The 23,102-nt window shown below is 70.0% G+C and carries 22 protein-coding genes and 5 tRNA genes; 16 read left to right on the top strand and 11 right to left on the bottom strand.

The features are described from left to right. The first annotated feature begins 18 nt into the window (after positions 1-18). Positions 19-213 carry an acyl-CoA carboxylase subunit epsilon gene (locus tag ACZ3I3_RS16905; protein WP_086560316.1) on the top strand — a complete coding sequence of 65 codons (195 nt, stop codon included), beginning with the start codon at positions 19-21 and terminating at the stop codon, positions 211-213. Positions 214-365: 152 nt separating this feature from the next. On the opposite strand, the gene ACZ3I3_RS16900 is transcribed toward ACZ3I3_RS16905, so the two are convergent. From ACZ3I3_RS16900 to ACZ3I3_RS16865, 8 genes are all read right to left on the bottom strand, one after another. Beyond that, positions 366-947, bottom strand: a complete 582-nt coding sequence (locus ACZ3I3_RS16900) for a GTP-binding protein (protein ID WP_014675207.1) — start codon at positions 945-947, stop codon at positions 366-368. Next, on the bottom strand, positions 928-1,512 hold the full coding sequence (locus tag ACZ3I3_RS16895; RefSeq protein WP_086840352.1) for a DUF742 domain-containing protein: 585 nt from the start codon (positions 1,510-1,512) through the stop codon (positions 928-930). The genes ACZ3I3_RS16900 and ACZ3I3_RS16895 overlap by 20 nt, the downstream gene beginning before the upstream one ends. Positions 1,513-1,606: 94 nt before the next feature. After that, positions 1,607-2,020, bottom strand: a complete 414-nt coding sequence (locus tag ACZ3I3_RS16890; protein WP_004983065.1) for a roadblock/LC7 domain-containing protein — start codon at positions 2,018-2,020, stop codon at positions 1,607-1,609. Positions 2,021-2,030: 10 nt separating this feature from the next. Beyond that, entirely contained in the window at positions 2,031-5,348 is a 3,318-nt protein-coding gene (locus tag ACZ3I3_RS16885) for a sensor histidine kinase (RefSeq protein WP_467365746.1), read from the bottom strand. A 377-nt stretch (positions 5,349-5,725) separates the two neighbouring features. Beyond that, positions 5,726-6,301, bottom strand: coding sequence for a GTP-binding protein (locus ACZ3I3_RS16880; protein ID WP_020271455.1), 576 nt, complete (start codon positions 6,299-6,301; stop codon positions 5,726-5,728). Beyond that, positions 6,282-6,677: a DUF742 domain-containing protein gene (locus ACZ3I3_RS16875; RefSeq protein ID WP_053668780.1), complete on the bottom strand. Its 396-nt coding sequence runs from the start codon at positions 6,675-6,677 to the stop codon at positions 6,282-6,284. Before ACZ3I3_RS16875 ends, ACZ3I3_RS16880 begins: the two co-directional genes overlap by 20 nt. Positions 6,678-6,788: 111 nt before the next feature. After that, positions 6,789-7,202 carry a roadblock/LC7 domain-containing protein gene (locus ACZ3I3_RS16870; protein WP_020271453.1) on the bottom strand — a complete coding sequence of 138 codons (414 nt, stop codon included), beginning with the start codon at positions 7,200-7,202 and terminating at the stop codon, positions 6,789-6,791. Between the two features lie 9 nt (positions 7,203-7,211). Continuing rightward, positions 7,212-11,063: a sensor histidine kinase gene (locus ACZ3I3_RS16865; RefSeq protein ID WP_467365743.1), complete on the bottom strand. Its 3,852-nt coding sequence runs from the start codon at positions 11,061-11,063 to the stop codon at positions 7,212-7,214. A gap of 602 nt (positions 11,064-11,665) precedes the next feature. On the opposite strand from ACZ3I3_RS16865, the gene ACZ3I3_RS16860 reads away from it, so the two are divergent. From ACZ3I3_RS16860 to ACZ3I3_RS16820, 9 genes are all read left to right on the top strand, one after another. Next, complete coding sequence (locus tag ACZ3I3_RS16860) at positions 11,666-11,857, top strand: hypothetical protein (protein WP_356925928.1); 192 nt, start codon at positions 11,666-11,668, stop codon at positions 11,855-11,857. A gap of 172 nt (positions 11,858-12,029) precedes the next feature. Then, positions 12,030-12,806, top strand: coding sequence for a fumarylacetoacetate hydrolase family protein (locus ACZ3I3_RS16855; RefSeq protein WP_467365741.1), 777 nt, complete (start codon positions 12,030-12,032; stop codon positions 12,804-12,806). Next, a complete protein-coding gene (gene gltX / locus ACZ3I3_RS16850; RefSeq protein WP_467365739.1) occupies positions 12,799-14,283 on the top strand; it encodes a glutamate--tRNA ligase in 1,485 nt (494 codons plus the stop codon). The genes ACZ3I3_RS16855 and gltX overlap by 8 nt, the downstream gene beginning before the upstream one ends. A 137-nt stretch (positions 14,284-14,420) precedes the next feature. Further along, positions 14,421-15,152 carry an HAD family hydrolase gene (locus ACZ3I3_RS16845; RefSeq protein WP_467365737.1) on the top strand — a complete coding sequence of 244 codons (732 nt, stop codon included), beginning with the start codon at positions 14,421-14,423 and terminating at the stop codon, positions 15,150-15,152. A 91-nt stretch (positions 15,153-15,243) separates the two neighbouring features. Next, positions 15,244-15,315, top strand: a tRNA-Gln gene (locus ACZ3I3_RS16840). Positions 15,316-15,355: 40 nt separating this feature from the next. Next, positions 15,356-15,428: transfer RNA gene (locus ACZ3I3_RS16835), tRNA-Glu, on the top strand. Positions 15,429-15,467: 39 nt separating this feature from the next. Then, positions 15,468-15,540: transfer RNA gene (locus ACZ3I3_RS16830), tRNA-Glu, on the top strand. 20 nt (positions 15,541-15,560) lie between these two features. Further along, positions 15,561-15,632: transfer RNA gene (locus ACZ3I3_RS16825), tRNA-Gln, on the top strand. A 28-nt stretch (positions 15,633-15,660) separates the two neighbouring features. Continuing rightward, a tRNA-Glu gene (locus ACZ3I3_RS16820) sits at positions 15,661-15,733 on the top strand. 179 nt (positions 15,734-15,912) lie between these two features. On the opposite strand, the gene ndgR is transcribed toward ACZ3I3_RS16820, so the two are convergent. Beyond that, positions 15,913-16,629 (bottom strand): IclR family transcriptional regulator NdgR, encoded by a 717-nt coding sequence (gene ndgR / locus ACZ3I3_RS16815; RefSeq protein ID WP_010044585.1) that lies wholly within the window; start codon positions 16,627-16,629, stop codon positions 15,913-15,915. 197 nt (positions 16,630-16,826) lie between these two features. Here ndgR and leuC point away from each other — a divergent pair, with 197 nt between their 5' ends. From leuC to ACZ3I3_RS16795, 4 genes are all read left to right on the top strand, one after another. Then, positions 16,827-18,257 (top strand): 3-isopropylmalate dehydratase large subunit, encoded by a 1,431-nt coding sequence (gene leuC / locus ACZ3I3_RS16810; RefSeq protein ID WP_467365734.1) that lies wholly within the window; start codon positions 16,827-16,829, stop codon positions 18,255-18,257. 5 nt (positions 18,258-18,262) lie between these two features. Then, a complete protein-coding gene (gene leuD / locus ACZ3I3_RS16805) occupies positions 18,263-18,856 on the top strand; it encodes a 3-isopropylmalate dehydratase small subunit (RefSeq protein WP_059421950.1) in 594 nt (197 codons plus the stop codon). Between the two features lie 276 nt (positions 18,857-19,132). Further along, complete coding sequence (locus tag ACZ3I3_RS16800; RefSeq protein WP_467365732.1) at positions 19,133-19,363, top strand: SCO5555 family protein; 231 nt, start codon at positions 19,133-19,135, stop codon at positions 19,361-19,363. 136 nt (positions 19,364-19,499) lie between these two features. Further along, a complete protein-coding gene (locus tag ACZ3I3_RS16795) occupies positions 19,500-20,138 on the top strand; it encodes an HU family DNA-binding protein (protein WP_467365731.1) in 639 nt (212 codons plus the stop codon). Between the two features lie 90 nt (positions 20,139-20,228). On the opposite strand, the gene ACZ3I3_RS16790 is transcribed toward ACZ3I3_RS16795, so the two are convergent. Both ACZ3I3_RS16790 and cofC read right to left on the bottom strand, forming a co-directional pair. Next, complete coding sequence (locus tag ACZ3I3_RS16790) at positions 20,229-20,432, bottom strand: hypothetical protein (protein WP_010044574.1); 204 nt, start codon at positions 20,430-20,432, stop codon at positions 20,229-20,231. Between the two features lie 9 nt (positions 20,433-20,441). Continuing rightward, positions 20,442-21,080, bottom strand: a complete 639-nt coding sequence (gene cofC, locus ACZ3I3_RS16785) for a 2-phospho-L-lactate guanylyltransferase (protein WP_467365729.1) — start codon at positions 21,078-21,080, stop codon at positions 20,442-20,444. Between the two features lie 158 nt (positions 21,081-21,238). Between cofC and ACZ3I3_RS16780 the strand changes: the two genes are divergently transcribed. Both ACZ3I3_RS16780 and ACZ3I3_RS16775 read left to right on the top strand, forming a co-directional pair. Then, a complete protein-coding gene (locus tag ACZ3I3_RS16780; protein WP_467365727.1) occupies positions 21,239-22,060 on the top strand; it encodes a lysophospholipid acyltransferase family protein in 822 nt (273 codons plus the stop codon). Continuing rightward, positions 22,057-23,067, top strand: coding sequence for an NAD(P)H-dependent glycerol-3-phosphate dehydrogenase (locus tag ACZ3I3_RS16775; protein WP_399414712.1), 1,011 nt, complete (start codon positions 22,057-22,059; stop codon positions 23,065-23,067). Before ACZ3I3_RS16780 ends, ACZ3I3_RS16775 begins: the two co-directional genes overlap by 4 nt. The last annotated feature ends 35 nt before the right edge of the window (positions 23,068-23,102 follow it).

Genomic DNA, 23,102 nt, shown 5'->3' with positions numbered 1-23,102 from the left:
TCCTGGAGACTGAGACCCATGGACATCCCTGACATCCGCGTCGAGAAGGGCCACGCCGAGCCCGAGGAAGTCGCCGCCATCACGGCGATCCTCCTGGCCCGGGCCGCCGCCCGCCCCACGGACCCGACCCCGACGCACCGCGGCCGCGTCAAGGCGGGCTGGCGCCGCCTGGAACGCGAGCCGGGCTTCCGCGCCCCGCACAGCTGGCGCTGACAACAGAACCCGAAAAGGCCCCTCCACACGGAGGGGCCTTTTTGCTTGGGGGCGCGGGGAACTGCGCGACAAGCCACACACCACCCGCACCCGGCAACGCGACAGCCCCCGGCAGCCTAGAGGCCGCCAGGGGCTGTCCCACAGCGAGAGAACTAACGCAGCCGGGCCATCAGCGCGTGCTCGACCAGCGTGATCAGCGCCGACTTCGCGTCCGCGCGGTGGCGGGCGTCCGTCGTGATGATCGGGGTGTCGGGGCCGATCTGGAGCGCCTCGCGCACCTCGTCCGGCGTGTACGGCTGCTGGCCGTCGAAGCCGTTCAGCGCGATGACGAACGGCAGGCCGCTGTTCTCGAAGTAGTCGACGGCCGGGAAGCAGTCGGCGAGACGGCGGGTGTCCACCAGCACGATCGCGCCGATGGCGCCGCGCACCAGGTCGTCCCACATGAACCAGAAGCGGTCCTGGCCCGGCGTACCGAAGAGGTACAGGATCAGGTCCTGGTCCAGAGTGATACGGCCGAAGTCCATGGCGACCGTCGTGGTCGTCTTGTCCCCGGTGTGGGTGAGGTCGTCGATGCCGGCCGAAGCTGACGTCATGACGGCCTCGGTACGCAGCGGGTTGATCTCCGAGACGGCCCCGACGAACGTGGTCTTGCCCACGCCGAAGCCACCCGCCACCACGATCTTCGCCGAGGTGGTGGAGCGGGAAGGACCGCCGCTAGAGCTTGCGAAGTCCACTGAGCACCCTTTCGAGCAGTGTCACGTCTGGCTGGCCGCCGGCGTTCTCGTCGCCGCCGGGCTGATGGATGGCGACCAGTCCCGCCTCCGCCAAGTCGGCGACGAGGATCCTGGCCACGCCGAGAGGGATCGTGAGGAGCGCCGAGATCTCGGCGACCGACTTGATTTCCCGGCAGAGGTTGCAGATCCGCTGATGCTCGGGCAACTGGCCCTGCATCTGGTGCGGCTGCGCGGTGGTGTGCACCAGCGCCTCGATGGCGAGCTGGTAACGCGGGCGGGTCCGGCCACCGGTCATGGCGTACGGACGCACCAACGGGTTGTGGTTGTTCGACGCCCCACCGGGCGACGGCTCTGGGGTGCGGCGCTGCGGCTGCACGGGCTGGATGCGCGGGGCCGGCGGCTGGTCGTACGGCGACGGGCCGGGGCCCTGTGGCGCGTACGGCTGCCGGTGGCTCGGTGCGGAGGGGAAGTTGTAACGGTTCGGGTTCTGTCCACCGTCGCCCTGGCCCTGGGCAGGGCCGTACGACCAGTTGCCCGAAGACGAACCGCCTGGGGGTGTTGCCACTTTCTCCTCCTCCGACTGTGCCGGGCACCCATCGCTGTGGAGCCGCGTCCCGAAACCTTACGGCCCCGGGACGCCAAAACGCACCGTCCGTCTGTTAGTTGAGCAGGCTCCCCTGGAGCTCCGCGCGAAGGTCCGGTGTCAGGACCGTACCGGCTCGGTCGACGAGCAGCGCCATCTCGTATCCGATGAGGCCGATGTCCGCCTCCGGATGTGCGAGAACCGCGAGCGACGAGCCGTCGGAGATGGACATGATGAACAGGAATCCCCGCTCCATCTCCACAACCGTCTGATTGACGCTTCCACCCTCGAAGATCCGGGAGGCGCCTGCCGTCAGAGACGTCAGACCGGAGGCGACGGCCGCGAGCTGGTCGGCGCGGTCGCGGGGGAAGCCTTCGGACATCGCCAGAAGGAGTCCGTCGGCGGAGACCACCACCGTGTGGGACACCCCCGGGGTGTTGTCCACGAAGTTGGTGATCAACCAGTTCAGGTTCTGTGCCGCCTGGCTCATCGGGCTCACACTAACGCTCCTGGTTGTAGGTGCTGTCAGGACCGAAGCCCTGGCCGTTCGTTTCACTGCCTGCGCTGCGGCCACGCTGTACGCCGCGGCGCAGGTTGCTCAGCCTGCCCCGGACGTCCTCCGGGGCGCGGGAGACCTGTGGGCCCCCCTGGGGAGTGCTCTCGGCGGAACCCTCGATCAGGTTGGCCTTGGGCACCCGCCTCGGCAGGCCGGAGGAGGTGACCCCACCCGCCTTGGGCTTCCGGAGCTGCGAGGCCTGCTGCCACCGCTCGTCGTTCGCCGAGCGCCAGTCGCGGTCGCCGTTGCTCTCCGGGGTGGAGGCCGGAGGCTCCTGGCTCGCGTGCCGGGCGCCGCCCGCGCCGTTCGCACCACTCGCGGCGGCCCCACGGCGGGGAAGCCCGGCGTCGGTCAGCGAGGGTGCGGCGGATTGGGCCTGTCCCGGACGGTCGAAGCCTACGCGGTCCTGCTCACTCGCGTCAGCGGCCTGCGCAGATTCCGTTTCCTGGGCCTGAGAAGGGTACTGGCTCGGGTAGCCGTTCTGGTAACCGTCCTGCTGGGGCCAGTCGTCCTGGTGGCGCCGCTGCTCGAAGGCGGCGAAGCTGCCGGGCGAACCCGCACCCTGTGCCGGGGGCTCCTCCTGGGCCGGCTCCGCATAGGAGGAGGGGTCCGGGTAGCCGCCGTTCTGCGAGAAGGTGTCGTTCTGCGGCAGACCGCCGTTCGGCGCGTAGTACTGCTCGTCGTACGCGGCCCGCTGCGGCTCCTCGTACGACGTCTGCCGCTGCTCCTGGTACGACGCCTGCTGCTCGTGGTACGACGCCTGCTGGTCCTCGTACGGCGTCTGACGGTCGTACGCGGACTGCTGCTGCTCCGGGTAGCCGGTCTGGCCCGTGTCGTAGGCCTGGCCGGTGTCGTAGCCCTGCTGCCCGTTGAACTCCTCGGGGTATCCGGGAGTCTCGCCCTGCTCCAGAGCGGGCTGCTGGTGGTTCTGGGCCTCCAGGGCCGCCCGGCGCTCCTCGCGCATCAGGGAGCGGCCGACGGGGTCCAGCTCGCGTATGTCGTCGGGGACGTCGGTGTAGCGGCTGTCGTCGAAGCCGAGCTCCGCCGCCGTGCGCATGGGCTGCTGGTTGAAGTTCTCGCCGCCGAAGTTCTGCTCCGGGATGATCTGCGAGACGGTGAACTCGTCGCGGTCCACGTGCTGCTCGCCGCCACCACCGTGGGTGATCGCGTCGGGCAGCATGACCAGCGAGGTGGTGCCGGCCTGCTCGCCCGAGGGGCGCAGCTGGACGCGGATGCCGTGCCGGTCGGACAGCCGGCCGACCACGAACAGGCCCATGCGCTGCGAGATCGCGGCGTCCACGGTCGGCGGGTTGGCCAGCTTGTGGTTGATGTCCGCGAAGTCCTCGGCGGTCAGGCCGATGCCCTTGTCGTGGATCTCGATCATCACGCGGCCGTCGGGGAGACGGGTCGCGGTGACGCGGACCTTGGTCTGCGGGGAGGAGAACGTCGTCGCGTTCTCCAGCAGCTCGGCGAGCAGGTGCACGAGGTCGGTCACGGCCCGGCCGTGGATCTCGGCCTCCGGGACGCCGGACAGCTCGATGCGCTCGTACTGCTCCACCTCGGAGGAGGCGGCGCGCAGCACGTCGACCAGCGGGACCGGCTGGTCCCAGCGGCGGCCGGGCTCCTCGCCGGCGAGGACCAGGAGGTTCTCGCCGTTGCGGCGCATACGGGTCGCGAGGTGGTCCAGGCGGAAGAGGTTCTCCAGCTGGTCCGGGTCGGCCTCGTTGTTCTCCAGGTCGGTGATCAGGGTCAGCTGGCCCTCGATCAGCGACTGGTTGCGGCGCGACAGGTTGGTGAAGATCGCGTTGATGTTGCCCCGCAGCAGGGCCTGCTCGGCGGCGAGCCGGACGGCCTCGCGGTGGACCTGGTCGAAGGCGCGGGCGACCTCGCCGATCTCGTCCGTGGTGGTGATCGGGATGGCCTGGACACGGGTGTCGACACGGCCCGGGTCGGTGCGCGAGAGCTGGTCGACCAGCATCGGCAGGCGCTGCTCGGCGATGCCGAAGGCGGCGTTGCGCAGCTGGCGCATCGAGCGGCTCATCTGGCGGGCCACCGCGCCGGCCAGGATGAAGGCCAGGAGCAGGGCGACCACGACGGCGGCACCGGTGATGTAGGCGTCGCGCTGGGCGTCGTCGGCGATGTCGGACGCTTCGCTCACGGCCTTGTCGGCCAGGTCCGTCTCGATCTTCTCGTAGGCGTTGAACTTGAGCGTGTTGACCGCCCACCAGTTCTCGGCGGTGATGCCCTTCTCGGCGAGGGCGGCGCGGGCGCTCGGGTCCGTGGTCTGGAGCGTCGCGATCGCCGCGACCATCGTCTCCTGCTTGGAGGGCGGGGGGACGTAGTCCGGGTCCTTGGCCTTGGCTTCCCGGGCCATCGCGGCGCCGTCGGTCTTGAGCTTGGCCTCGGCCGCCTTGAGCTTGGCCGCGTCCTGCTCGGTACCGCCGCCGATGTACTCCTGCACGGCGATGCGCTCGAGGTAGGCGTACGAGGACAGGGCGATGCGCTGGCTGGCCAGGTTGCCGTCGTCCGGGCCCGGCTTGGTCAGGATGTGCATGCCGATGGAGCGCTGGAGCGACGATGCCGCCTTGGTGAGCTCGATGGCGTACACGGTCCGGCCGTAGCTGGTGATGTTGCCGGTGCCGAGGCCCAGCTCGTTGGCGAACTCCGTCAGCGGGTGGGCGACCTCGACGTAGCCCTCCTCGGTCTGCACGCCCTTGAGCTTGGAGGTGTACGCGACCTGGCGCAGGGTCTGGAGCTTCGGCTCCACATCGCGGAACAGGTCCAGACGGCGCTCCAGGCCGGGCTTGGCCGGCATGTTCTGGGCCGCGGCGTCGAAGGCGTCGGCCGCCTCGTCGGTGGTCTTGCGGACCTGGGTGACGGTCGCCTTGTCCTGGGAGGTCTGCGCGCTGCCCTTCAGCAGGGGCGCCGCGGAGGTGTCGCGCTCGTTGTAGAGGGCGTTGGCGTACAGCAGGGAGGCCCGCACCAGACGCGCGGTGTTCTCCGCGTCCTCGGCCTCCTGCCAGGTGTCGATCGAGCTCTTCACCTGGAAGCCGCCCATGACGAGGCCGACCAGCACGGGTATGAGCAGGATCGCGTTGAGCCTGGTCGCCACGCGCCAGTTGCGCGGGGAGAGACGGCCGCCGCTCTGGGCGGGCGCGGCCGATGGCTCCGAACCGGGCACGGGGGCGGGCGCCGCTGTGCGCGGCGGCGGGGTGAAGTTGCCCCGGGCCGACGGCTCGGGACTGTTCTTGCTTCGCCTCACTCGACCAACAACCTCTCGGCGGTCGGCACCAACGTTGTGCCGCAGTTTCTCAGAGCCCGGTACGCCATCGACTGACGTGTGCGTCATTGACTATTGGGCAGTTCAGGCATTCCAGCACGACGACCTGCGCTCTTCCAAACAGTCCGAGGTGGGGATTCCGAGGGATGTAAGCCCCAGATAAAACGGTCATAAAGAGCGAGCCCCGCCAAAAGGCGGGGCGATTGTGCGCGCAGCGAGACCGGATGTGCGCGACGCGTGGCCGTACCACCTGATTCCTCTGCCGAAACGTTATGAACACCTTGGCCGACCGTGTCAAAGGACACAGTCGGCTCCGGTGTATCTACGACAACTGCCGTATGGCGCTTCTGAATTGCGTGCTACCTCAGCCGTGCCATCAGGGCGTGCTCGACCAGCGTGATCAGCGCGCTCTTCGCGTCCGCCCGGTGCCGGGCGTCCGTCGTGATGATGGGGGTGTCGGGACCGATCTGGAGAGCTTCCCGCACTTCATCGGGGGTGTAGGGCTGCTGGCCGTCGAAGCCGTTGAGGGCGATGACGAAGGGCAGACCGCTGTTCTCGAAGTAGTCGACCGCGGGGAAGCAGTCGGCGAGACGGCGGGTGTCCACCAGTACGACGGCGCCGATCGCGCCGCGCACCAGATCGTCCCACATGAACCAGAAGCGGTCCTGGCCCGGCGTACCGAAGAGGTACAGGATCAGGTCCTGGTCCAGAGTGATACGGCCGAAGTCCATGGCCACCGTGGTGGTGGTCTTGTCCCCGGTGTGCGTGAGGTCGTCGATGCCCGCGCTGGCGGAGGTCATCACGGCCTCCGTGCGCAGCGGGTTGATCTCCGAGACGGCGCCGACGAACGTGGTCTTGCCCACGCCGAAGCCGCCCGCCACCACGATCTTCGCGGAGGTGGTGGAACGACCCGCGTCAGAGCTTGCGAAGTCCACTGAGCACCCTTTCGAGCAGTGTCACGTCCGGTGCGCCGGTGGCGTCGTCGCCGCCCGGCTGGTGGATCGCGACGAGACCGGCCTCCGCCAGGTCCGCGACCAGGATCCGGGCCACACCGAGCGGCATGTTGAGCAGCGCCGAGACCTCGGCGACCGACTTCACCTCACGGCACAGGTGGCAGATGCGCTGGTGCTCCGGGAGCAGCCCCATGAGCGCCGCGGGATCGGCGGTCGTGCTGATCAGTGCCTCGATGGCCAGCTGGTAACGCGGCCGGGTCCGGCCACCGGTCATGGCGTAGGGCCGGACCAGCGGCTGGTCGCCCTCGTCCTCGTACGGCTCCGCGTACGGATCATGAGAGGCGGGGGGCGGGGTCATGGGTCCTCCGGGCGGGACAGCAAGTCGGTCAGTCGAGCCGTCTGACGAGGCCTGTGTGGGGTCTGTGGCGGCCGGACGGTGATGTGGTGAGACGGGTGGTGCCGGGGCCGATCAATGGAGCAGACTGCCTTGGAGCTCAGCTCGCAGGTCGGGGGTGAGGACCGCGCCCGCGCGGTCGACCAGGAGCGCCATCTCGTAGCCGACGAGGCCGATGTCGCATTCGGGGTGAGCGAGGACGGCGAGCGACGAGCCGTCCGAGACGGACATGAGGAAGACGAATCCCCGCTCCATCTCCACGACCGTCTGCGCGACGTCGCCTCCCTCGAAGATCCGGGAGGCGCCTGCCGTCAGGGACGTCAGACCGGAGGCGACGGCCGCGAGCTGGTCCGCGCGGTCGCGCGGGAAGCCCTCCGACATCGCCAGGAGGAGTCCGTCGGCGGACACGACGACGGTGTGGGACACCCCTGGGGTGTTGTCCACGAAGTTGGTGATCAACCAGTTGAGATTCTGTGCCGCCTGGCTCATCGGACTCAACTAACGCTCCTGCTGGTGAGAGGGCCGAGGGAAGCTGCCGGTCTGGGTGGACCCGGCCTGACGACCCTGTGCAATACCGCGGCGGAGATTGGTCAGCCGACCGCGTACGTCATCGGGGGCACGCGAGATCTGCGGACCGCTCTGCTGGGGCTGCTGCTGAGCCGTGCCCGGAACGAGGTTCGCCCGGGGCACGCGGCGCGGCAGGCCGGAGGTGGTGACACCGCCGGCGGCGGGCTGGCGGACGCGCTCGGCCTGGCGGACGAGGTCGTCGTTCGGCGAACTGCGCCAGCCGGCGGGGGCGGACCGCTGCGGACCGCCGGATCCTTCCGGCTGCTGCGGGGCCGGCGCCGAGCCGTTGTTCTGCGACGGCTGCTGCGGCTCCTGCTGGCCGTGGAACCAGTTGGTCTCGAGCGTGTCGTACAGCGGCGTACGGCCGTCGCCCGGACCGGTCGCCGGCGGCAGGGCCTCGGGCTCCTGCCGAGCGGGCCGTGCCTGCGGGGCGGGCGGGCGCGGGGCGCCGAAGTCGGCCGGGCCCCGGGCGCCGTTGACCTGCGGCCGCTCGAACTGGCCCGTGCCCGCCGGGTCGGCCGGAGTGGCCGGACCGGGGAGGCTGGGCCGGGCGGAGCCGCTGTCCTGGCGCGGTGCGGGGTACTGGCCCGTCGAGCCGTTGTCGTAGGACTGCGGAGCCGGGTACTGCCCGGTCGAGCCGTTGTCCTGGCGGGGTGCCGGGTACTGGCCCGTGGAGCCGTTGTCCTGGCGGGGCGCGGGGTACTGGCCGGTCGAGCCGTTGTCGTAGGACTGCGGAGCCGGGTACTGGCCCGTCGTGGACGACGGGTCGCGGCGGCCGCCGCCCGGGGCGCCGAAGACGTCCGGGCGGACGAACTGGCCCGAACCCTGCGAGTCGTCCGAGCCGGGCAGGCCGAACCGGTCCGCGTGCTGCGGGCCGCGCGCGCCGAAGTCGGCCGGAGAGCCGGGGCCCTGCCGGTCGTCGTCGCGCGGGACGGCGGGGATCTCCGCGGTCGAGCCCGGACCCTGCCGGTCGTCGATCCGCGGCATCGATGAGGTCCGGGAGACGTCCGGCTCCTCGTGCCCGCGCGGGGCGTCCAGGGAGGCACGCGGCACCGGCGGCTGGGCGTTCTCGTCGCCCCAGCTGGGCACGCGCTGCGCGTCACCGCTGCCGGGCAGCTCGGCCCGCGGACCGCCGCGCGGCGGCAGCTGCGGCCGGCGGCCCTGACCCTGGTCGGAGTTGCCCGGGCGATGCCGGCCCCGGCCCTGACCCTGGTCCTGCGGTCCGTTCGTCCCCGCGGCCTGCAGACCCTGCGGAGCACCGGGCGCCTGCCCGTACCCGGCACCGGCGGGAGCCGGACGGCCCTGCGGCGGCGCGGGGGGAGCACTCTGCTCGAACAGCGACGGGGCCTTGTCGGCACCCTGCGGTCCGCGCCCGCCGCCCGGACGGCCACCGTCGGCGTCCCGGCCGGGCAGCGCGGCCCGCGGGCCCTGGCCGGCACCGAGCCGGCCGGCGCCCGACGGCGCACCGCCGCCGAAGCCTCCGCCGCCGGACGCGCCGGCCCCGAGGGCACCGCCGCCCGCCTGGCCGGCACCGGCGGCACGCCGGGCCGCGGCAGCACCGGCGGCGGCCTGCGCGGCGGCCGGACCGCCACCGCCGACCTGCGGCTGACCGCCCTGCTTGGGCTGGGGCTTCCTGCCGCCCTGGGCGACATCGACGGGCAGCATGACCAGCGCGGTCGTGCCTCCGGAGTCGGACGGGCGCAGCTGGATGCGGATGCCGTGCCGCTGGGACAGCCGGCCGACCACGAACAGACCCATGCGGCGGGAGACGGAGACGTCCACCGTCGGGGGAGAGGCGAGCCGCTCGTTGATCGCGGCGAGGTCCTCCGGCGACAGGCCGATACCGGTGTCGTGAATCTCGATCAGCACCCGGCCGTCGGGCAGGGCGTGACCGGTGACCTTGACCTTGGTCTGCGGCGAGGAGAACGAGGTCGCGTTCTCCAGCAGCTCGGCGAGCAGGTGCACGAGGTCGTTGACGACCCGGCCGGCCACTTCGGTGGTCGGCACGGAGGACAGCTCGATGCGCTCGTACTGCTCCACCTCGGACGCGGCGGCGCGGAGCACGTCGACCAGCGGGACCGGGCGGGTCCAGCGCCGGCCGGGCTCCTCACCGGCGAGGACGAGGAGGTTCTCACCGTTACGGCGCATGCGCGTGGCGAGGTGGTCGAGCTTGAACAGCGAGGACAGCTGGTCCGGGTCGGCCTCGCGGGACTCCAGTTCGGAGATGAGCGACAGCTGGCGCTGGATGAGGCCCTGGGAGCGGCGCGAGAGGTTGGTGAACATCGCGTTGACGTTGCCCCGCAGCAGGGCCTGCTCGGCGGCGAGGCGGACCGCCTCGCGGTGCACGTCGTCGAAGGCCGCGGCCACCCGGCCGATCTCGTCCCGGGAGTGCACACCGACCGACTCCACGGACGTGTCGACGTCCTGCGGGTCGGACTCGGACAGCTGCTTGACCAGCTCGGGCAGCCGGTCGGAGGCGACCCTGGTCGCGGTCTCCTCCAGACGGCGCAGGGAGCGGATCATGGAGCGGGCCACGACGAAGGCGCCGACCAGCGACACACCGAGCACGATGAGGATCAGCGCACCGGAGATGATCGCGTCGCGCTCGGTGGCGCTGCGCAGCTCGCGGGCCTTCTGTTCCATCTCCTCGAGCAGCGTGTGCTCGATGTTCTTCATCTGCTGGATCTTGGTGGAGCTGTCGTCCAGCCAGTCGCGGTAGGACCGCTTGTCCTGCTGGGCGAGTCCGCTCGCGGAGACCAGGGCCCGACCCGCGTAGGTGTCGGTCGCCTTGATCGTGGAGTTGCCGCCGTCCTCGATGGGCTTGAGCAGCTCGGCGGCGGAGTCCTCGCCGTAGATGCTCTTGAAGCTGCGGATCTCGGACTTCTGGCTCTCCAGGGCCGACTCGGCGTAGAGCCGGTCGTTCGGCGAGAGCTTGCCGGTCGTGGTGTTGCTCGCGGGCAGTGCCGCCGCGAGGGCCGCGCGCTGGATCGAGGAGTACTCCTTGGCGGAGCTGAACGCCGCCAGGGCCCGGGTGCGCTGGATCATGTCCGGGTTGCTGGTCGCCTCGGCCATGTCCTGGGAGAGGTCGATCAGGTTCTCGATCAGACGGTGGTACGCCTCGATCGTCTGCGTGGAGTTGTCCTCGGAGGCGTAGGCGCCCTTGCGGATCTGCTCCAGGTCGCCCAGCTCGCCGGCGAGCTGGATGAGGTACTCGCGGACGCCCTTGAGGTTGCCGTCCTTGCTGGCGCTGTCGATCTGCTCGGAACTGTCGAGGAAGTTCTTCCTCGCCCGGTCGGTCTTCTCCCGCAGGCCCTTGACCGTGAAGTCGGTCGCCTTGCCGCCGTGCGCCAGCGGACCGGCCGACTGGTCGCGCTCCTCCTGGAGGGCGGCGGACAGCTCGGTGGCCTGCTTGGTCATGTCCGTCAGCAGCTTCATGTTGTCGAGCTGCTGGATGTCGTCCATGGACTGGTTGATGCGCAGCGCGCCGAGCGAGGTGGCCGCGACCACCGGGAGCGCGAGCAGCGACACCAGACGGGTGGAGATGCGCCAGTTGCGCAGGGCTATTCGCGGACCGGGGCCTGCCGGACCCGCCGGCGGCTTCAGGGCCGGAGCCGGGCTCGCGGGCCCCGTGGGGGCCGACGCACCGGGGCGCCCGGGGCGCTCCCCGCCGTCACCCGCCGGGCCCTGGTTCTGGGCGTGCTGGGCCGAGGGACCTCGGTCGGTCCCGCCGTGCGGCTCCGGCTCCGCCGAAGCGCTGCCATCCCTCTTGAAACGTCCCTGCACTAGCGTCGCAACCTCTGGACCAGGCGCCCCATCGTGTGAACGGCGGGGCACGGTGTCGGCGTTCTGGGGACGCCCTGAGTACGCCCCCGTGGTGGTCTTGAGTGACCGGCGCTGGCTCCCCCTTCTGGCCGCCACTCGGCGCGTCTGTGCGCCCCCTGTGCGCCGGCTCGATCCTGCGGCGGTCCGTGGCATTCCAGCACAGCACAGGATCTCCAACAAGGCTCGTAGGCCAGGCCGTGACATAGGTGACACCACGTGAGTGCCGAATCACCGGACGTAGAAAGTGAGTTCACCCATTTCGGACGTATGCCCGCGAGTCGCCGAGGCGCAACGGGTGTCCCAGTCGCCATGATCAGCAGCGGAATGAGTGCTTCAGTGAGCCAATGTCCGTTTCATTAGGGTGGCACGCGGGCCTGAATTGCCCGATTCGCCCCCTGAGTCGTGAGAAAACTCACATGCTGATCATGGTCTCCTCGCGATTACGCCGGGAATCCCATGTTTAGCCTGACGCTTTACAGAGTTGGCAAAACCGACAACCCGCGCCTGGACGAGGGTCCTACGTACCCTCCCGGCGCCCGTCACAGAACAGGGTCAAGTAAACAGTGAAGACGACGACGATGTTCCACAAGATCGCCAACCCGCGACGCACGACGCTGGCGCACCTGGACGACGCCGACGAACTGCAGACGCCGGAACAGCAGGAGCACCGCGTCGAACTCCCCACCCAGACTGCCAACCCCAAGCGCACCATCCTCACCGAGGTCCCCGTCGCGGCCGCCGCTGCCGCGGAGTGACACCGGGTATTACGCGCACCGGCCGCCGGATGCTCAAGGCGGCGGGACGAGAACACCGAGGGGCGCCGCCGGCGACGGTGGCGCCCCTGCGTAATGCGCGCGGCGCGGACCCCTCCCCGCGTTAGCCTGGAGCGTCAACTCCAGCCGCTTCAGTCAAGGGGCCAAGCATCCCGTGCGCATCGCCAGATTCTCCATCGACGGGAACGTCGCCTTCGGCGCCATCGAGGGCGAGAAGCAGGACGAGCTCGTCCTGGACATCATCAAGGGCATCCCGTTCGCGGACTTCGAGCTCTCCGGCACGAAGGTGCCGGTCGGCAAGGTCAGGCTGCTGCCGCCGGTGCTCCCCAACAAGGTCGTGGCCTTCGGCCGCAACTACGCCGAGCACGCGAAGGAACTGGGCCACGAGGTCCCGCAGGCCCCCTTCGCCTTCTTCAAGCCGTCCACCTCGGTGATCGGCCCCGGCGACGAGATCCAGTACCCCTCCTTCTCCGCGGAGGTGCACCACGAGGCCGAGCTGGCCGTGGTGATCGGCCGGATGTGCCGCGAGGTCCCGCGCGAACGCGTGAAGGACGTGATCTTCGGCTACACCTGCGCCAACGACATCACCGCCCGCGACGTCCAGAAGCGCGAGAAGCAGTGGGCCCGGGCCAAGGGCTTCGACACGTCCTGCCCGCTCGGCCCCTGGGTGGAGACCGACCTCGACCCGAGCGATCTGACCATCCAGCTCACGGTCAACGGCCAGCAGCGCCAGCTGGGCCGCACCAGCGAGATGATCCACTCCATCGAGGACCTGATCGTCAACATCTCCGAGGCCATGACGCTGCTCCCCGGCGACGTGATCCTCACGGGCACCCCGGCTGGGGTCGGCCCCCTCAACGTCGGCGACGAGGTCGCCGTCACCATCGAAGGCATCGGCACTCTCACCAACAAGGTTGTCAAGCGTGGCTAGCGCACCCGGCACTCCCGTACGCGTCCGTTTCTGCCCGTCGCCCACCGGTAACCCCCACGTGGGCCTGGTGCGCACCGCCCTGTTCAACTGGGCGTTCGCCAAGCACCACCAGGGCACCCTGGTCTTCCGCATCGAGGACACCGACGCGGCCCGCGACTCGGAGGAGTCGTACACCCAGCTGCTCGACTCGATGCGCTGGCTGGGCTTCGACTGGGACGAGGGCCCCGAGGTCGGCGGCCCGCACGCGCCGTACCGCCAGTCGCAGCGCATGGACCTGTACAAGGACGTCGCGGCCAAGCTCCTGGACGCCGGCCATGCCTACCGCTGCTACTGCTCCCAGGAGGAGCTGGACACCCGCCGCGAGGCCGCCCGCGCCGCCGGCAAGCCCTCCGGCTACGACGGCCACTGCCGCGAGCTGACCGACGCGCAGGTCGAGGAGTACCAGGCCCAGGGCCGGGAGCCGATCGTCCGCTTCCGCATGCCCGACGAGACGATCACCTTCACCGACCTGGTCCGCGGCGAGCTGACCTTCACCCCGGAGAACGTCCCGGACTACGGCATCGTCCGCGCCAACGGCGCCCCGCTCTACACGCTGGTCAACCCGGTCGACGACGCCCTGATGGAGATCACCCACGTCCTGCGCGGCGAGGACCTGCTCTCCTCCACTCCCCGCCAGATCGCCCTGTACAAGGCGCTGATCGAGCTGGGCATCGCCAAGCAGATCCCCGCCTTCGGCCACCTGCCGTACGTGATGGGCGAGGGCAACAAGAAGCTCTCCAAGCGCGACCCGCAGTCGTCCCTCAACCTCTACCGGGAGCGCGGCTTCCTCCCCGAGGGCCTGCTCAACTACCTCTCGCTGCTCGGCTGGTCCCTCTCGGCCGACCAGGACGTCTTCACGATCGACGAGATGATCGCGGCCTTCGACATCGCGGACGTCAACCCCAACCCGGCCCGCTTCGACCTCAAGAAGTGCGAGGCCATCAACGGCGACCACATCCGCATGCTCGACGTGAAGGACTTCACCGAGCGCTGCCGCCCGTGGCTCCAGGCGCCGTTCGCCCCCTGGGCCCCGGAGGCCTTCGACGAGGCCAAGTGGCAGGCCATCGCCCCGCACGCGCAGACCCGCCTCAAGGTGCTCTCCGAGATCACCGACAACGTCGACTTCCTGTTCCTGACGGAGCCGGTGGAGGACGAGGCCTCCTGGAACAAGGCCATGAAGGAGGGCTCGGACGCCCTGCTGCGCACCGCCCGCGAGAAGCTGGAGGCCGCCGACTGGACCTCCGCCGAGTCGCTGAAGGAGGCCGTCCTGGCCGCCGGCGAGGCCCACGGCCTCAAGCTCGGCAAGGCCCAGGCCCCGGTCCGTGTCGCCGTCACCGGCCGCACGGTCGGTCTGCCGCTCTTCGAGTCGCTCGAGGTCCTGGGCAAGGAGAAGACCCTGACCCGCATCGACGCGGCGCTGGCGAAGCTGGCCGCGTAACGCGCGGCATCCGCACGGCGAGGGCGGCGTCCGGTTTCGGGCGCCGCCTTCCGCGTTCCGTACCCACGCCGCCGCCGGGGACGGGGCCCACAGCTCGCCCCGGGCTGAGAGCACCGGGCAGTGGGTACGGTCGGACCATGAGCATCCACGCCGTGGTCTGGGACGTCGACGACACCCTCTTCGACTACACCACCGCCGACCGCCTCGGCATGCGCGCCCACCTGACGGCCGAGGGCCTGCTCGGCGACTACGACACCGTCGAGCAGGCCCTCACCCGCTGGCGGGAGATCACCGACCTGCAATGGGCGCGCTTCGCGGCCGGTGAGGCCACGTTCGAGGACCAGCGGCGCGACCGCGTCCGGGTGTTCGTCGGCCAGGACCTCACCGACGACGAGGCCGACGCGTGGTTCAAGCGGTACCGCGCCCACTACGAGGAGGTCTGGGCCCTCTTCCCGGACGTCCTGCCCGTCCTCGACGCCCTCGCCGCCAGCCACCGGCACGCCGTGCTCTCCAACTCGAGCATCCACGTCCAGGACCGCAAACTGCGCGTTCTCGGCGTCCACGACCGCTTCGAGAGCATCCTGTGCGCGGCCGAGCTCGGCGTCTCCAAACCCGAGGCCGGGGCGTTCCTCGCGGCCTGCGAGGCCCTCGCCCTGCCACCGCACCAGGTCGCCTACGTCGGCGACCACCCGGAGATCGACGGACGGGGTGCCGCCGACGCCGGGCTGCTGTCGGTGTGGATCGACCGCGGGGGCGCGTACGCCACGATCGACCCGCCGGTCGGGCCGCATCGCATCGCCTCCCTCGCCGAACTGCCGTCCCTGCTCGGCGCGGATACTCGTTTTGGAGCCCCGTCCACCTTCAGGTAATGTTCTTCCTGCGCCGCGGGGAGCGGGCCGGAAGGCAGGAACCCCAGGCGCACTACTAGAACAAGATCCCCTCAGGGGGCTTGCGTTCCAGTGGCCTATGGTGTAATTGGCAGCACGACTGATTCTGGTTCAGTTAGTCTTGGTTCGAGTCCAGGTAGGCCAGCTCGCAGAGCTCATCTGCACCAGCGGATTCCGATCCGCAAGCCCCCGTTGTGTAGCGGCCTAGCACGCTGCCCTCTCAAGGCAGTAGCGCCGGTTCGAATCCGGTCGGGGGTACGGTTCCGAACGATCGACGATCATCTCGGGACTGCTAGGGCCCCCGTTGTGTAGCGGCCTAGCACGCCGCCCTCTCAAGGCGGTAGCGCCGGTTCGAATCCGGTCGGGGGTACTGACTGGTCTAAACCACATTGGTCTATGGTGTAATTGGCAGCACGACTGATTCTGGTTCAGTTAGTCTTGGTTCGAGTCCAGGTAGACCAGCTCGGACCTGCGGAAACGCAGAGTCCACGCCCCCGTTGTGTAGCGGCCTAGCACGCCGCCCTCTCAAGGCGGTAGCGCCGGTTCGAATCCGGTCGGGGGTACGTACGAGAAGCGCCCTCCACTTCGGTGGAGGGCCTTCTTGGCTTTCAGGGGCGCGGGGAACTGCGCGAGCAACCACTACTGACCGGCACTCGACGACGAAACCGCCCCTGTCACGGCGCCTGGTCGGGGAAAGCCTGCCGCGGCGTTGAGGCCGACCTTCCCCTAAATGCCCTGCCGATCAGCCGGTGCGCCGCAACGCCTCGGAGAGGCGCCCCGCCGCATCGATCACAGCCTGCGCGTGCATCCGGCCAGGGTGACGCGTCAACCGCTCGATCGGCCCGGACACCGACACCGCGGCCACCACACGGTTGGAAGGCCCCCGCACCGGCGCGGACACAGACGCCACACCCGGCTCACGCTCACCGATCGACTGGGCCCAGCCCCGCCGCCGTACGCCCGACAGGGCCGTCGCCGTGAAGCGCGCGCCCTGGAGGCCGCGGTGCAGCCGCTCCGGCTCCTCCCAGGCCAGCAGGATCTGGGCCGAGGAGCCGGCCTTCATCGTGAGCGTCGAACCGACCGGGACGGTGTCCCGCAGTCCGGACAGACGCTCCGCCGCCGCCACACAGATGCGCATGTCGCCCTGGCGGCGGTAGAGCTGCGCGCTCTCGCCCGTGACGTCACGGAGGTGGGTGAGCACCGGGCCCGCGGTGGCGAGGAGACGGTCCTCACCCGCGGCCGCGGCCAGTTCTGCCAGGCGAGGGCCGAGAATGAAACGGCCCTGCATGTCGCGCGCCACCATGCGGTGGTGTTCCAGCGCCACGGCCAGGCGGTGGGCCGTGGGTCGTGCCAGTCCGGTGGCGCCGACCAGGCCCGCGAGGGTGGCCGGACCGGACTCCAGAGCGCTCAGGACGAGGGCCGCCTTGTCCAGAACGCCGACGCCGCTACTGTTGTCCATGAAACGATACTCGCGTCTCACTCTGTGAAACGCAAGTTCAAATTCTCGTGGAACCCGCCACTCTGGAAGACACGAAGTCACAGCGGCCCGTGACGTACGGGCCTGGCGGCGGTTGCCCGGAAACGCAGGGGCGCGGGGCCGCCTCCTCAAGATCTCTAGTTGGGCCGGCGGATCGTCGTCGGCCGGAGGGAACAGCGATGGGTAGGACACTCGCGGAGAAAGTCTGGGACGACCATGTCGTCCGGCGCGCGGAGGGCGAGCCCGACCTTCTCTTCATCGATCTGCACCTGCTGCACGAGGTGACCAGCCCGCAGGCCTTCGACGGCCTGCGCAAGAGCGGCCGCAAGGTCCGTCGCCTCGACCTCACCATCGCGACCGAGGACCACAACACCCCCACCCTCGACATCGACAAGCCGATCGCGGACCCGGTCTCCCGGATCCAGCTGGAGACGCTGCGCAAGAACGCCGCCGACTTCGGCGTGCGGCTGCACCCGCTGGGCGACGTCGAGCAGGGCGTCGTGCACGTCGTCGGCCCGCAGCTGGGCCTCACCCAGCCCGGCATGACCGTCGTCTGCGGCGACTCCCACACCTCCACGCACGGCGCCTTCGGCGCGCTGGCGTTCGGCATCGGCACCTCCCAGGTGGAGCACGTGCTGGCCACCCAGACGCTGCCGATGTCCCGCCCGAAGACCATGGCGATCACGGTCGACGGCGAACTGCCCGACGGCGTCACGGCCAAGGACCTGATCCTGGCGATCATCGCGCGGATCGGCACCGGCGGCGGCCAGGGCTACGTCCTGGAGTACCGCGGCGAGGCCATCGAGAAGCTCTCGATGGAAGCGCGGATGACCATCTGCAACATGTCGATCGAGGCCGGCGCCCGCGCGGGCATGATCGCCCCGGACGAGACCACCTTCGCGTACCTCAAGGGCCGCCCGCACGCCCCCGAGGGCGCTGACTGGGACGCGGCCGTCGAGTACTGGAAGACGCTCAGGACGGACGAGGACGCCGAGTTCGACGCCGAGGTCGTCATCGACGCCGCCGAACTGTCGCCGTTCGTCACCTGGGGCACCAACCCCGGCCAGGGCGCACCGCTTTCGGCGTCCGTCCCCGACCCTGCTTCGTACGAAGACGCATCGGAGCGCTACGCCGCCGAAAAGGCCCTGGAATACATGGGGTTGGAGGCCGGTCAGCCGCTGCGCTCCATCAAGGTGGACACCGTCTTCGTAGGCTCCTGCACCAACGGCCGCATCGAGGACCTGCGCGCCGCCGCCGAGCTGATCAAGGGCCGCAAAGTCGCCGACGGCGTACGGATGCTGGTCGTGCCGGGCTCCGCGCGGGTCGGTCTCCAGGCCGTCTCCGAGGGTCTGGACGTCGTCTTCAAGGACGCCGGCGCCGAGTGGCGGCACGCGGGCTGTTCGATGTGCCTGGGCATGAACCCCGACCAGCTGGCCCCGGGTGAGCGCTCCGCGTCCACCTCCAACCGCAACTTCGAGGGCCGGCAGGGCAAGGGCGGCCGGACGCACCTGGTGTCGCCGCAGGTCGCGGCCGCCACCGCCGTCCTGGGCCACCTGGCCTCCCCGGCCGACCTGTCCGCCGCCGACACCCGTACGCCCGCTGGAGTCTGAGAACCATGGAAGCCTTCACCACCCACACCGGCCGGGCCGTCCCGCTGCGCCGCAGCAACGTCGACACCGACCAGATCATCCCCGCCCACTGGCTCAAGAAGGTCACGCGCGACGGGTTCGAGGACGGGCTGTTCGAGGCCTGGCGCAAGGACGCGTCGTTCGTGCTCAACCAGCCCGAGCGGCAGGGCGCGACCGTCCTGGTCGCCGGCCCCGACTTCGGCACCGGCTCCTCGCGCGAGCACGCCGTCTGGGCGCTGCAGAACTTCGGCTTCAAGGCCGTGATCTCCTCCCGCTTCGCCGACATCTTCCGCGGCAACTCGCTCAAGAACGGCCTGCTCACGGTCGTCCTGGAGCAGAAGATCGTGGACGCGCTGTGGGAGCTCACCGAGAAGGACCCGCAGGCCGAGATCACCGTCGACCTGGTCGCCCGCGAGGTCCGCGCCGAGGGCATCACCGCCTCCTTCGAGCTGGACGAGAACGCCCGCTGGCGGCTGCTGAACGGCCTCGACGACATCTCGATCACCCTCCAGAACGAGGCGGACATCGCCGCGTACGAGGCGAAGCGCCCGTCGTTCAAGCCGCGGACGCTGCCGGTCTGATCCGGAGCACGATCCGCCGCCCCTGAACAAGGCGACTTTCGGCCACCGCAACACCCCTCTGTACCCCCGATCAGCCCGATCGGGGGTACAGCCGTTTCTGCACCCGAACGGCCCTGCACCTGCCGAGCCGGCCACTCAACTTCCCACGTTATGCCGGTGGTTGTTGGGGTACGCGAGTTGTACAGCCGTGACCTCCGTGTGCGCCCGGAAGGCCGTTTGAGGCGGCAGTTGTCCCCTGGGCAGGCGACAACTCGCCCCAGATGGCACAATCTGTGCATGGAACACGACGGCCAACTCGAGCTCTATGCGGCAGTCGCGGGCCAACTCAAGGAAGCGCACGCAAAAGTGCGCGCACTGCAAGTCCCGGAGGGCGTACGGATGGCGCTGACCCGGAAGCTGCTGGTCATTACGGCCGCGGCCAAGCACGATCTCGCCGACGCGGCAAGGCGGCTGGATCGGTTCACCGCGGACCTCGACGAGGGACGTCTCCCCGACGAGGAACGCTGAACCGGACGACACCGTCGAGTTCGTTGCGGCACAAGGGTGATAAGCCCGTTTCGTGTTTGATTTGCGGTATATATCTGCCTAACGTGCGAAAAAGCTTGAACACTTTCGTTCTGGCGATGTCTCCGAAGGGGAAGACGTGAACAAGGCGCAGCTCGTAGAAGCGATTGCCGACAAGATGGGCGGCCGACAGCAGGCCGCCGATGCTGTCGACCATGTACTGGACGCCATCGTCCGCGCGGTCGTCGCTGGTGAGAGGGTTTCCGTCACCGGTTTCGGTTCCTTCGAGAAGGTCGACCGTCCGGCCCGCTACGCCCGTAACCCCCAGACGGGCGAGCGGGTTCGGGTCAAGAAGACCTCCGTTCCGCGCTTCCGCGCGGGCCAGGGTTTCAAGGACCTGGTCAGCGGCTCGAAGAAGCTGCCGCGTGGCGGCGAGGTCTCCGTCAAGAAGGCTCCGAAGGGCAGCCTGACCGGCGGCGGCGCCGGCGCGACGGTCAAGAAGGCCGCCGCGAAGAAGGCGACCGCCAAGACGGCGGCCGCGAAGAAGGCCACGGCCAAGAAGGCACCGGCGAAGAAGGCCACCACCAAGACGGCGGCCGCGAAGAAGACCACGGCGAAGAAGGCCCCGGCCAAGACCACGACGGCCAAGACCACCGCCGCGAAGAAGACCACCGCCAAGAAGGCACCGGCGAAGAAGGCGACCGCCAAGAAGGCGCCCGCCAAGAAGTCGACGGCGCGCAAGACCACCGCGAAGAAGACCACCGCCCGCAAGAAGTAAGGGCGCTGGGGCACTCACGCGCCGGGCCGGACTCCGTACGGAGTCCGGCCCGCGGTGTGTTCAGGGAGTGGGCAGGGGGATTCAGGGGGTTCAGAGGGTCTGGAGGGTCACCAGAGTGATCCGCAGGTCCTCCTTGGCGCCCTCAACCTCGATCCGCACCCGCTGTCCCGGACGCAGCAGCCTCAAGCCGCCCGCGTCGAACGCCGCCGCGTCGAAGGGCACCGGGGTGCCGTCGTCCAGGAGCACCTGTCCGCTGCGGCTTTCGGGGTCGTACGTGTACGCGGTCGCCTGCATGGCCGCAGCCTACTGCCCGGGTATCAGCAACCGCGCGGCGGCCGCGGCCGTATGAGGGCCGACCCCCAGGGCCAGCGCGGTGCGCAGGTCGTCGCCGGTGTCCACGTCCTGGCGTACGGAATCCACGGCGGCGAGGGACAGTTCCACCGCCCCGGACGCGCGGTGCCTGGCCCGGGAATCGATACCGAAAGCCGGGAACAATTGCCGGCCCGGGGTGGCTGCCAGCAGAGTCGTGCCGATTGCGGCCGTGTCAGGGAGAAAAGCGCGCGGGAATTCAGCGGCGGCATCGAGTACCCGGGCCAATTCCGGCGGGCGCAGCGCCGGCAGGTCGGCGTTCAGCGCCGCCACCGGGCTTTCGGGACGTGCGGACCGTACGGCCCCCGCCGCATGTGCGAGGGCGGCGTTGAGGCCGCTTCCCGGCTCGTCGGGGATGATCGCGGCGCCCAGTGCGGCCAGCTCGCGGCCGGCCCGGGCGTCGTCCGTGACGACTGCCACATCCCGCACCGCCGGGCAGGCCAGCGCGGCCGCCACCGTGTCCTGGGCGAAGGCCAGCGCCAGGTCCGGCCGCAGCCCGTCGTCCGCGGTGTCCGCGAGTCTGCTCTTGGCCTGGGCCAGGGGCTTCAGGGGTACGACCAAGGTCCACTGCACAGATGTCCCGTCCTTCTCTTGTCGCGGTCATTGTCACCCGGGGCCACCGGTGCCCGGCGTGTCGGGGCGTACGGTGTTCTCGACAGACCGGCGGCCTGGGGCGACACTTGTGCGGCCCCCCGTGGCCCCCGCTTCAGGCCCTAGAGGAAGGTGTCCGCGTGCCCCGCCGCAGAATCGGCTTCTGGTACCGCTTCGCCGCGGTGATCTGCAAACCGCCGCTGGTGGTTCTGCTCAGGCGGGACTGGCGCGGAATGGAGCACATTCCGGCCGAGGGGGGATTTATCACCGCGGTGAACCATAATTCGCACATCGACCCCTTCGCTTACGCGCACTTTCAGTACAACACCGGGCGCGTCCCGCGATTCCTCGCGAAGAGCGGGCTTTTCAAGAAGGGATTCGTCGGCGCCGCGATGCGCGGCACCGGGCAGATCCCCGTCTACCGCGAGAGCACGGACGCGCTGAGCGCCTTCCGGGCCGCTATCGACGCCGTGGACCGCGGGGAATGCGTCGCCTTCTATCCCGAGGGCACCCTCACCCGCGACCCGGCGGGCTGGCCCATGACCGGCAAGACCGGGGCCGCGCGCGTCGCCCTGCAGACCAAGTGCCCGGTGATTCCCGTCGCCCAGTGGGGCTGCAACGAGTTGCTGCCGCCGTACGCGAAGAAGCCGCATCTCCTGCCGCGCAAGACGCACCGCGTGCTCGCCGGACCGCCGGTGGACCTCACACGGTTCTACGACCGGGAGATGACCGCGGACCTCCTGAAGGAGGCCACCGAGGTCATCATGGCGGCCATCACCCGCCAGCTGGAGGAGATCCGCGGCGAGAAGGCGCCGGAGATGCCCTACGACCCGCGCCGGGAGCGGGTCGAACAACGGCGCCGCACCCAGGCGCAGACACAGCGGGGCGAACAGCAGGCGGCGTCGCCGGTGCAGTCGGCGCCCTCGGCACAGTCGGCAACGGAAGAGGGGCTGGGCAAGTGAGCAAGCCGGTCAAGGCGGCGGTCCTGAGCGCCGGTTCGTGGGGCACGGCCTTCGGCATGGTGCTCGCCGACGCCGGGTGCGAGGTCACCCTGTGGGGGCGCCGCCCGGAGGTCGTGGAAGCGATCAACTCCACCCGCACCAACCCCGACTACTTCCCGGGCGTCGAGCTCCCGGAGAACGTCCGGGCGACCACGGATCCCGCACAAGCCGCCGCGGACGCCGACTTCACGGTCCTCTCGGTCCCCTCGCAGACCCTGCGCGGCAATCTCGCCGACTGGGCGCCGCTGCTGGCCCCCGGCACGGTCCTCGTGTCGCTGATGAAGGGCGTCGAACTCGGCTCCGCCATGCGGATGAGCGAGGTCATCGACGACGTCGCCAAGGTCGGCCCGGACCGCATCGCGGTGGTGACCGGGCCCAACCTGGCCCGCGAGATCGCCGCGCGGATGCCGGCCGCCGCCGTGGTCGCCTGCACCGACGAGGCGGTCGCCCAGCGGCTCCAGGCCGCCTGCCACACGCCGTACTTCCGCCCGTACACCAACACCGACGTCGTCGGCTGCGAACTCGGCGGCGCGGTCAAGAACGTCATCGGCCTGGCCGTCGGCATCGCGGACGGCATGGGCCTCGGCGACAATGCCAAGGGCTCGCTCATCACCCGCGGCCTCGCCGAGACCACCCGGCTCGGCATGGCGCTCGGCGCCGACCCGCTGACCTTCTCCGGACTCGCGGGCCTGGGCGACCTGGTGGCCACCTGCTCCTCGCCGCTGTCCCGCAACCACACCTTCGGCACCAACCTCGGCAAGGGCATGACCCTCCAGGAGACCATCGCGGTCACCAAGCAGACCGCCGAGGGCGTCAAGTCCTGCGAGTCGGTGCTGGATCTGGCCCGCCGGCACGGCGTCGACATGCCCATCACGGAGACGGTCGTCGGCATCGTGCACGAGGGCAAGCCTCCGGTGGTGGCCCTCAAGGAGCTGATGTCGCGCAGCGCGAAGCCGGAACGACGCTGAGCGACGCGGCTTCGCGGGCGCTGTATCCCGGCCTT

It is taken from the genome of Streptomyces sp. NPDC016851 (assembly GCF_055562795.1).
The sequence above is the reverse complement of the archived record's forward strand: the minus strand, read 5'-3'. Positions and strand labels throughout refer to the sequence as shown.

Excerpts from the sequence above, each read along its gene's own strand:
- ACZ3I3_RS16905 (WP_086560316.1), top strand. The coding sequence starts at position 19 with ATGGACATCCCTGACATCCGCGTCGAGAAGGGCCACGCCGAGCCCGAG.
- ACZ3I3_RS16890 (WP_004983065.1), bottom strand. The coding sequence starts at position 2,020 with ATGAGCCAGGCGGCACAGAACCTGAACTGGTTGATCACCAACTTCGTG.
- ACZ3I3_RS16875 (WP_053668780.1), bottom strand. The coding sequence starts at position 6,677 with ATGACCCCGCCCCCCGCCTCTCATGATCCGTACGCGGAGCCGTACGAG.
- ACZ3I3_RS16870 (WP_020271453.1), bottom strand. The coding sequence starts at position 7,202 with ATGAGCCAGGCGGCACAGAATCTCAACTGGTTGATCACCAACTTCGTG.
- ACZ3I3_RS16845 (WP_467365737.1), top strand. The coding sequence starts at position 14,421 with ATGAGCATCCACGCCGTGGTCTGGGACGTCGACGACACCCTCTTCGAC.
- ndgR (WP_010044585.1), bottom strand. The coding sequence starts at position 16,629 with ATGGACAACAGTAGCGGCGTCGGCGTTCTGGACAAGGCGGCCCTCGTC.
- leuC (WP_467365734.1), top strand. The coding sequence starts at position 16,827 with ATGGGTAGGACACTCGCGGAGAAAGTCTGGGACGACCATGTCGTCCGG.
- leuD (WP_059421950.1), top strand. The coding sequence starts at position 18,263 with ATGGAAGCCTTCACCACCCACACCGGCCGGGCCGTCCCGCTGCGCCGC.
- ACZ3I3_RS16800 (WP_467365732.1), top strand. The coding sequence starts at position 19,133 with ATGGAACACGACGGCCAACTCGAGCTCTATGCGGCAGTCGCGGGCCAA.
- ACZ3I3_RS16790 (WP_010044574.1), bottom strand. The coding sequence starts at position 20,432 with ATGCAGGCGACCGCGTACACGTACGACCCCGAAAGCCGCAGCGGACAG.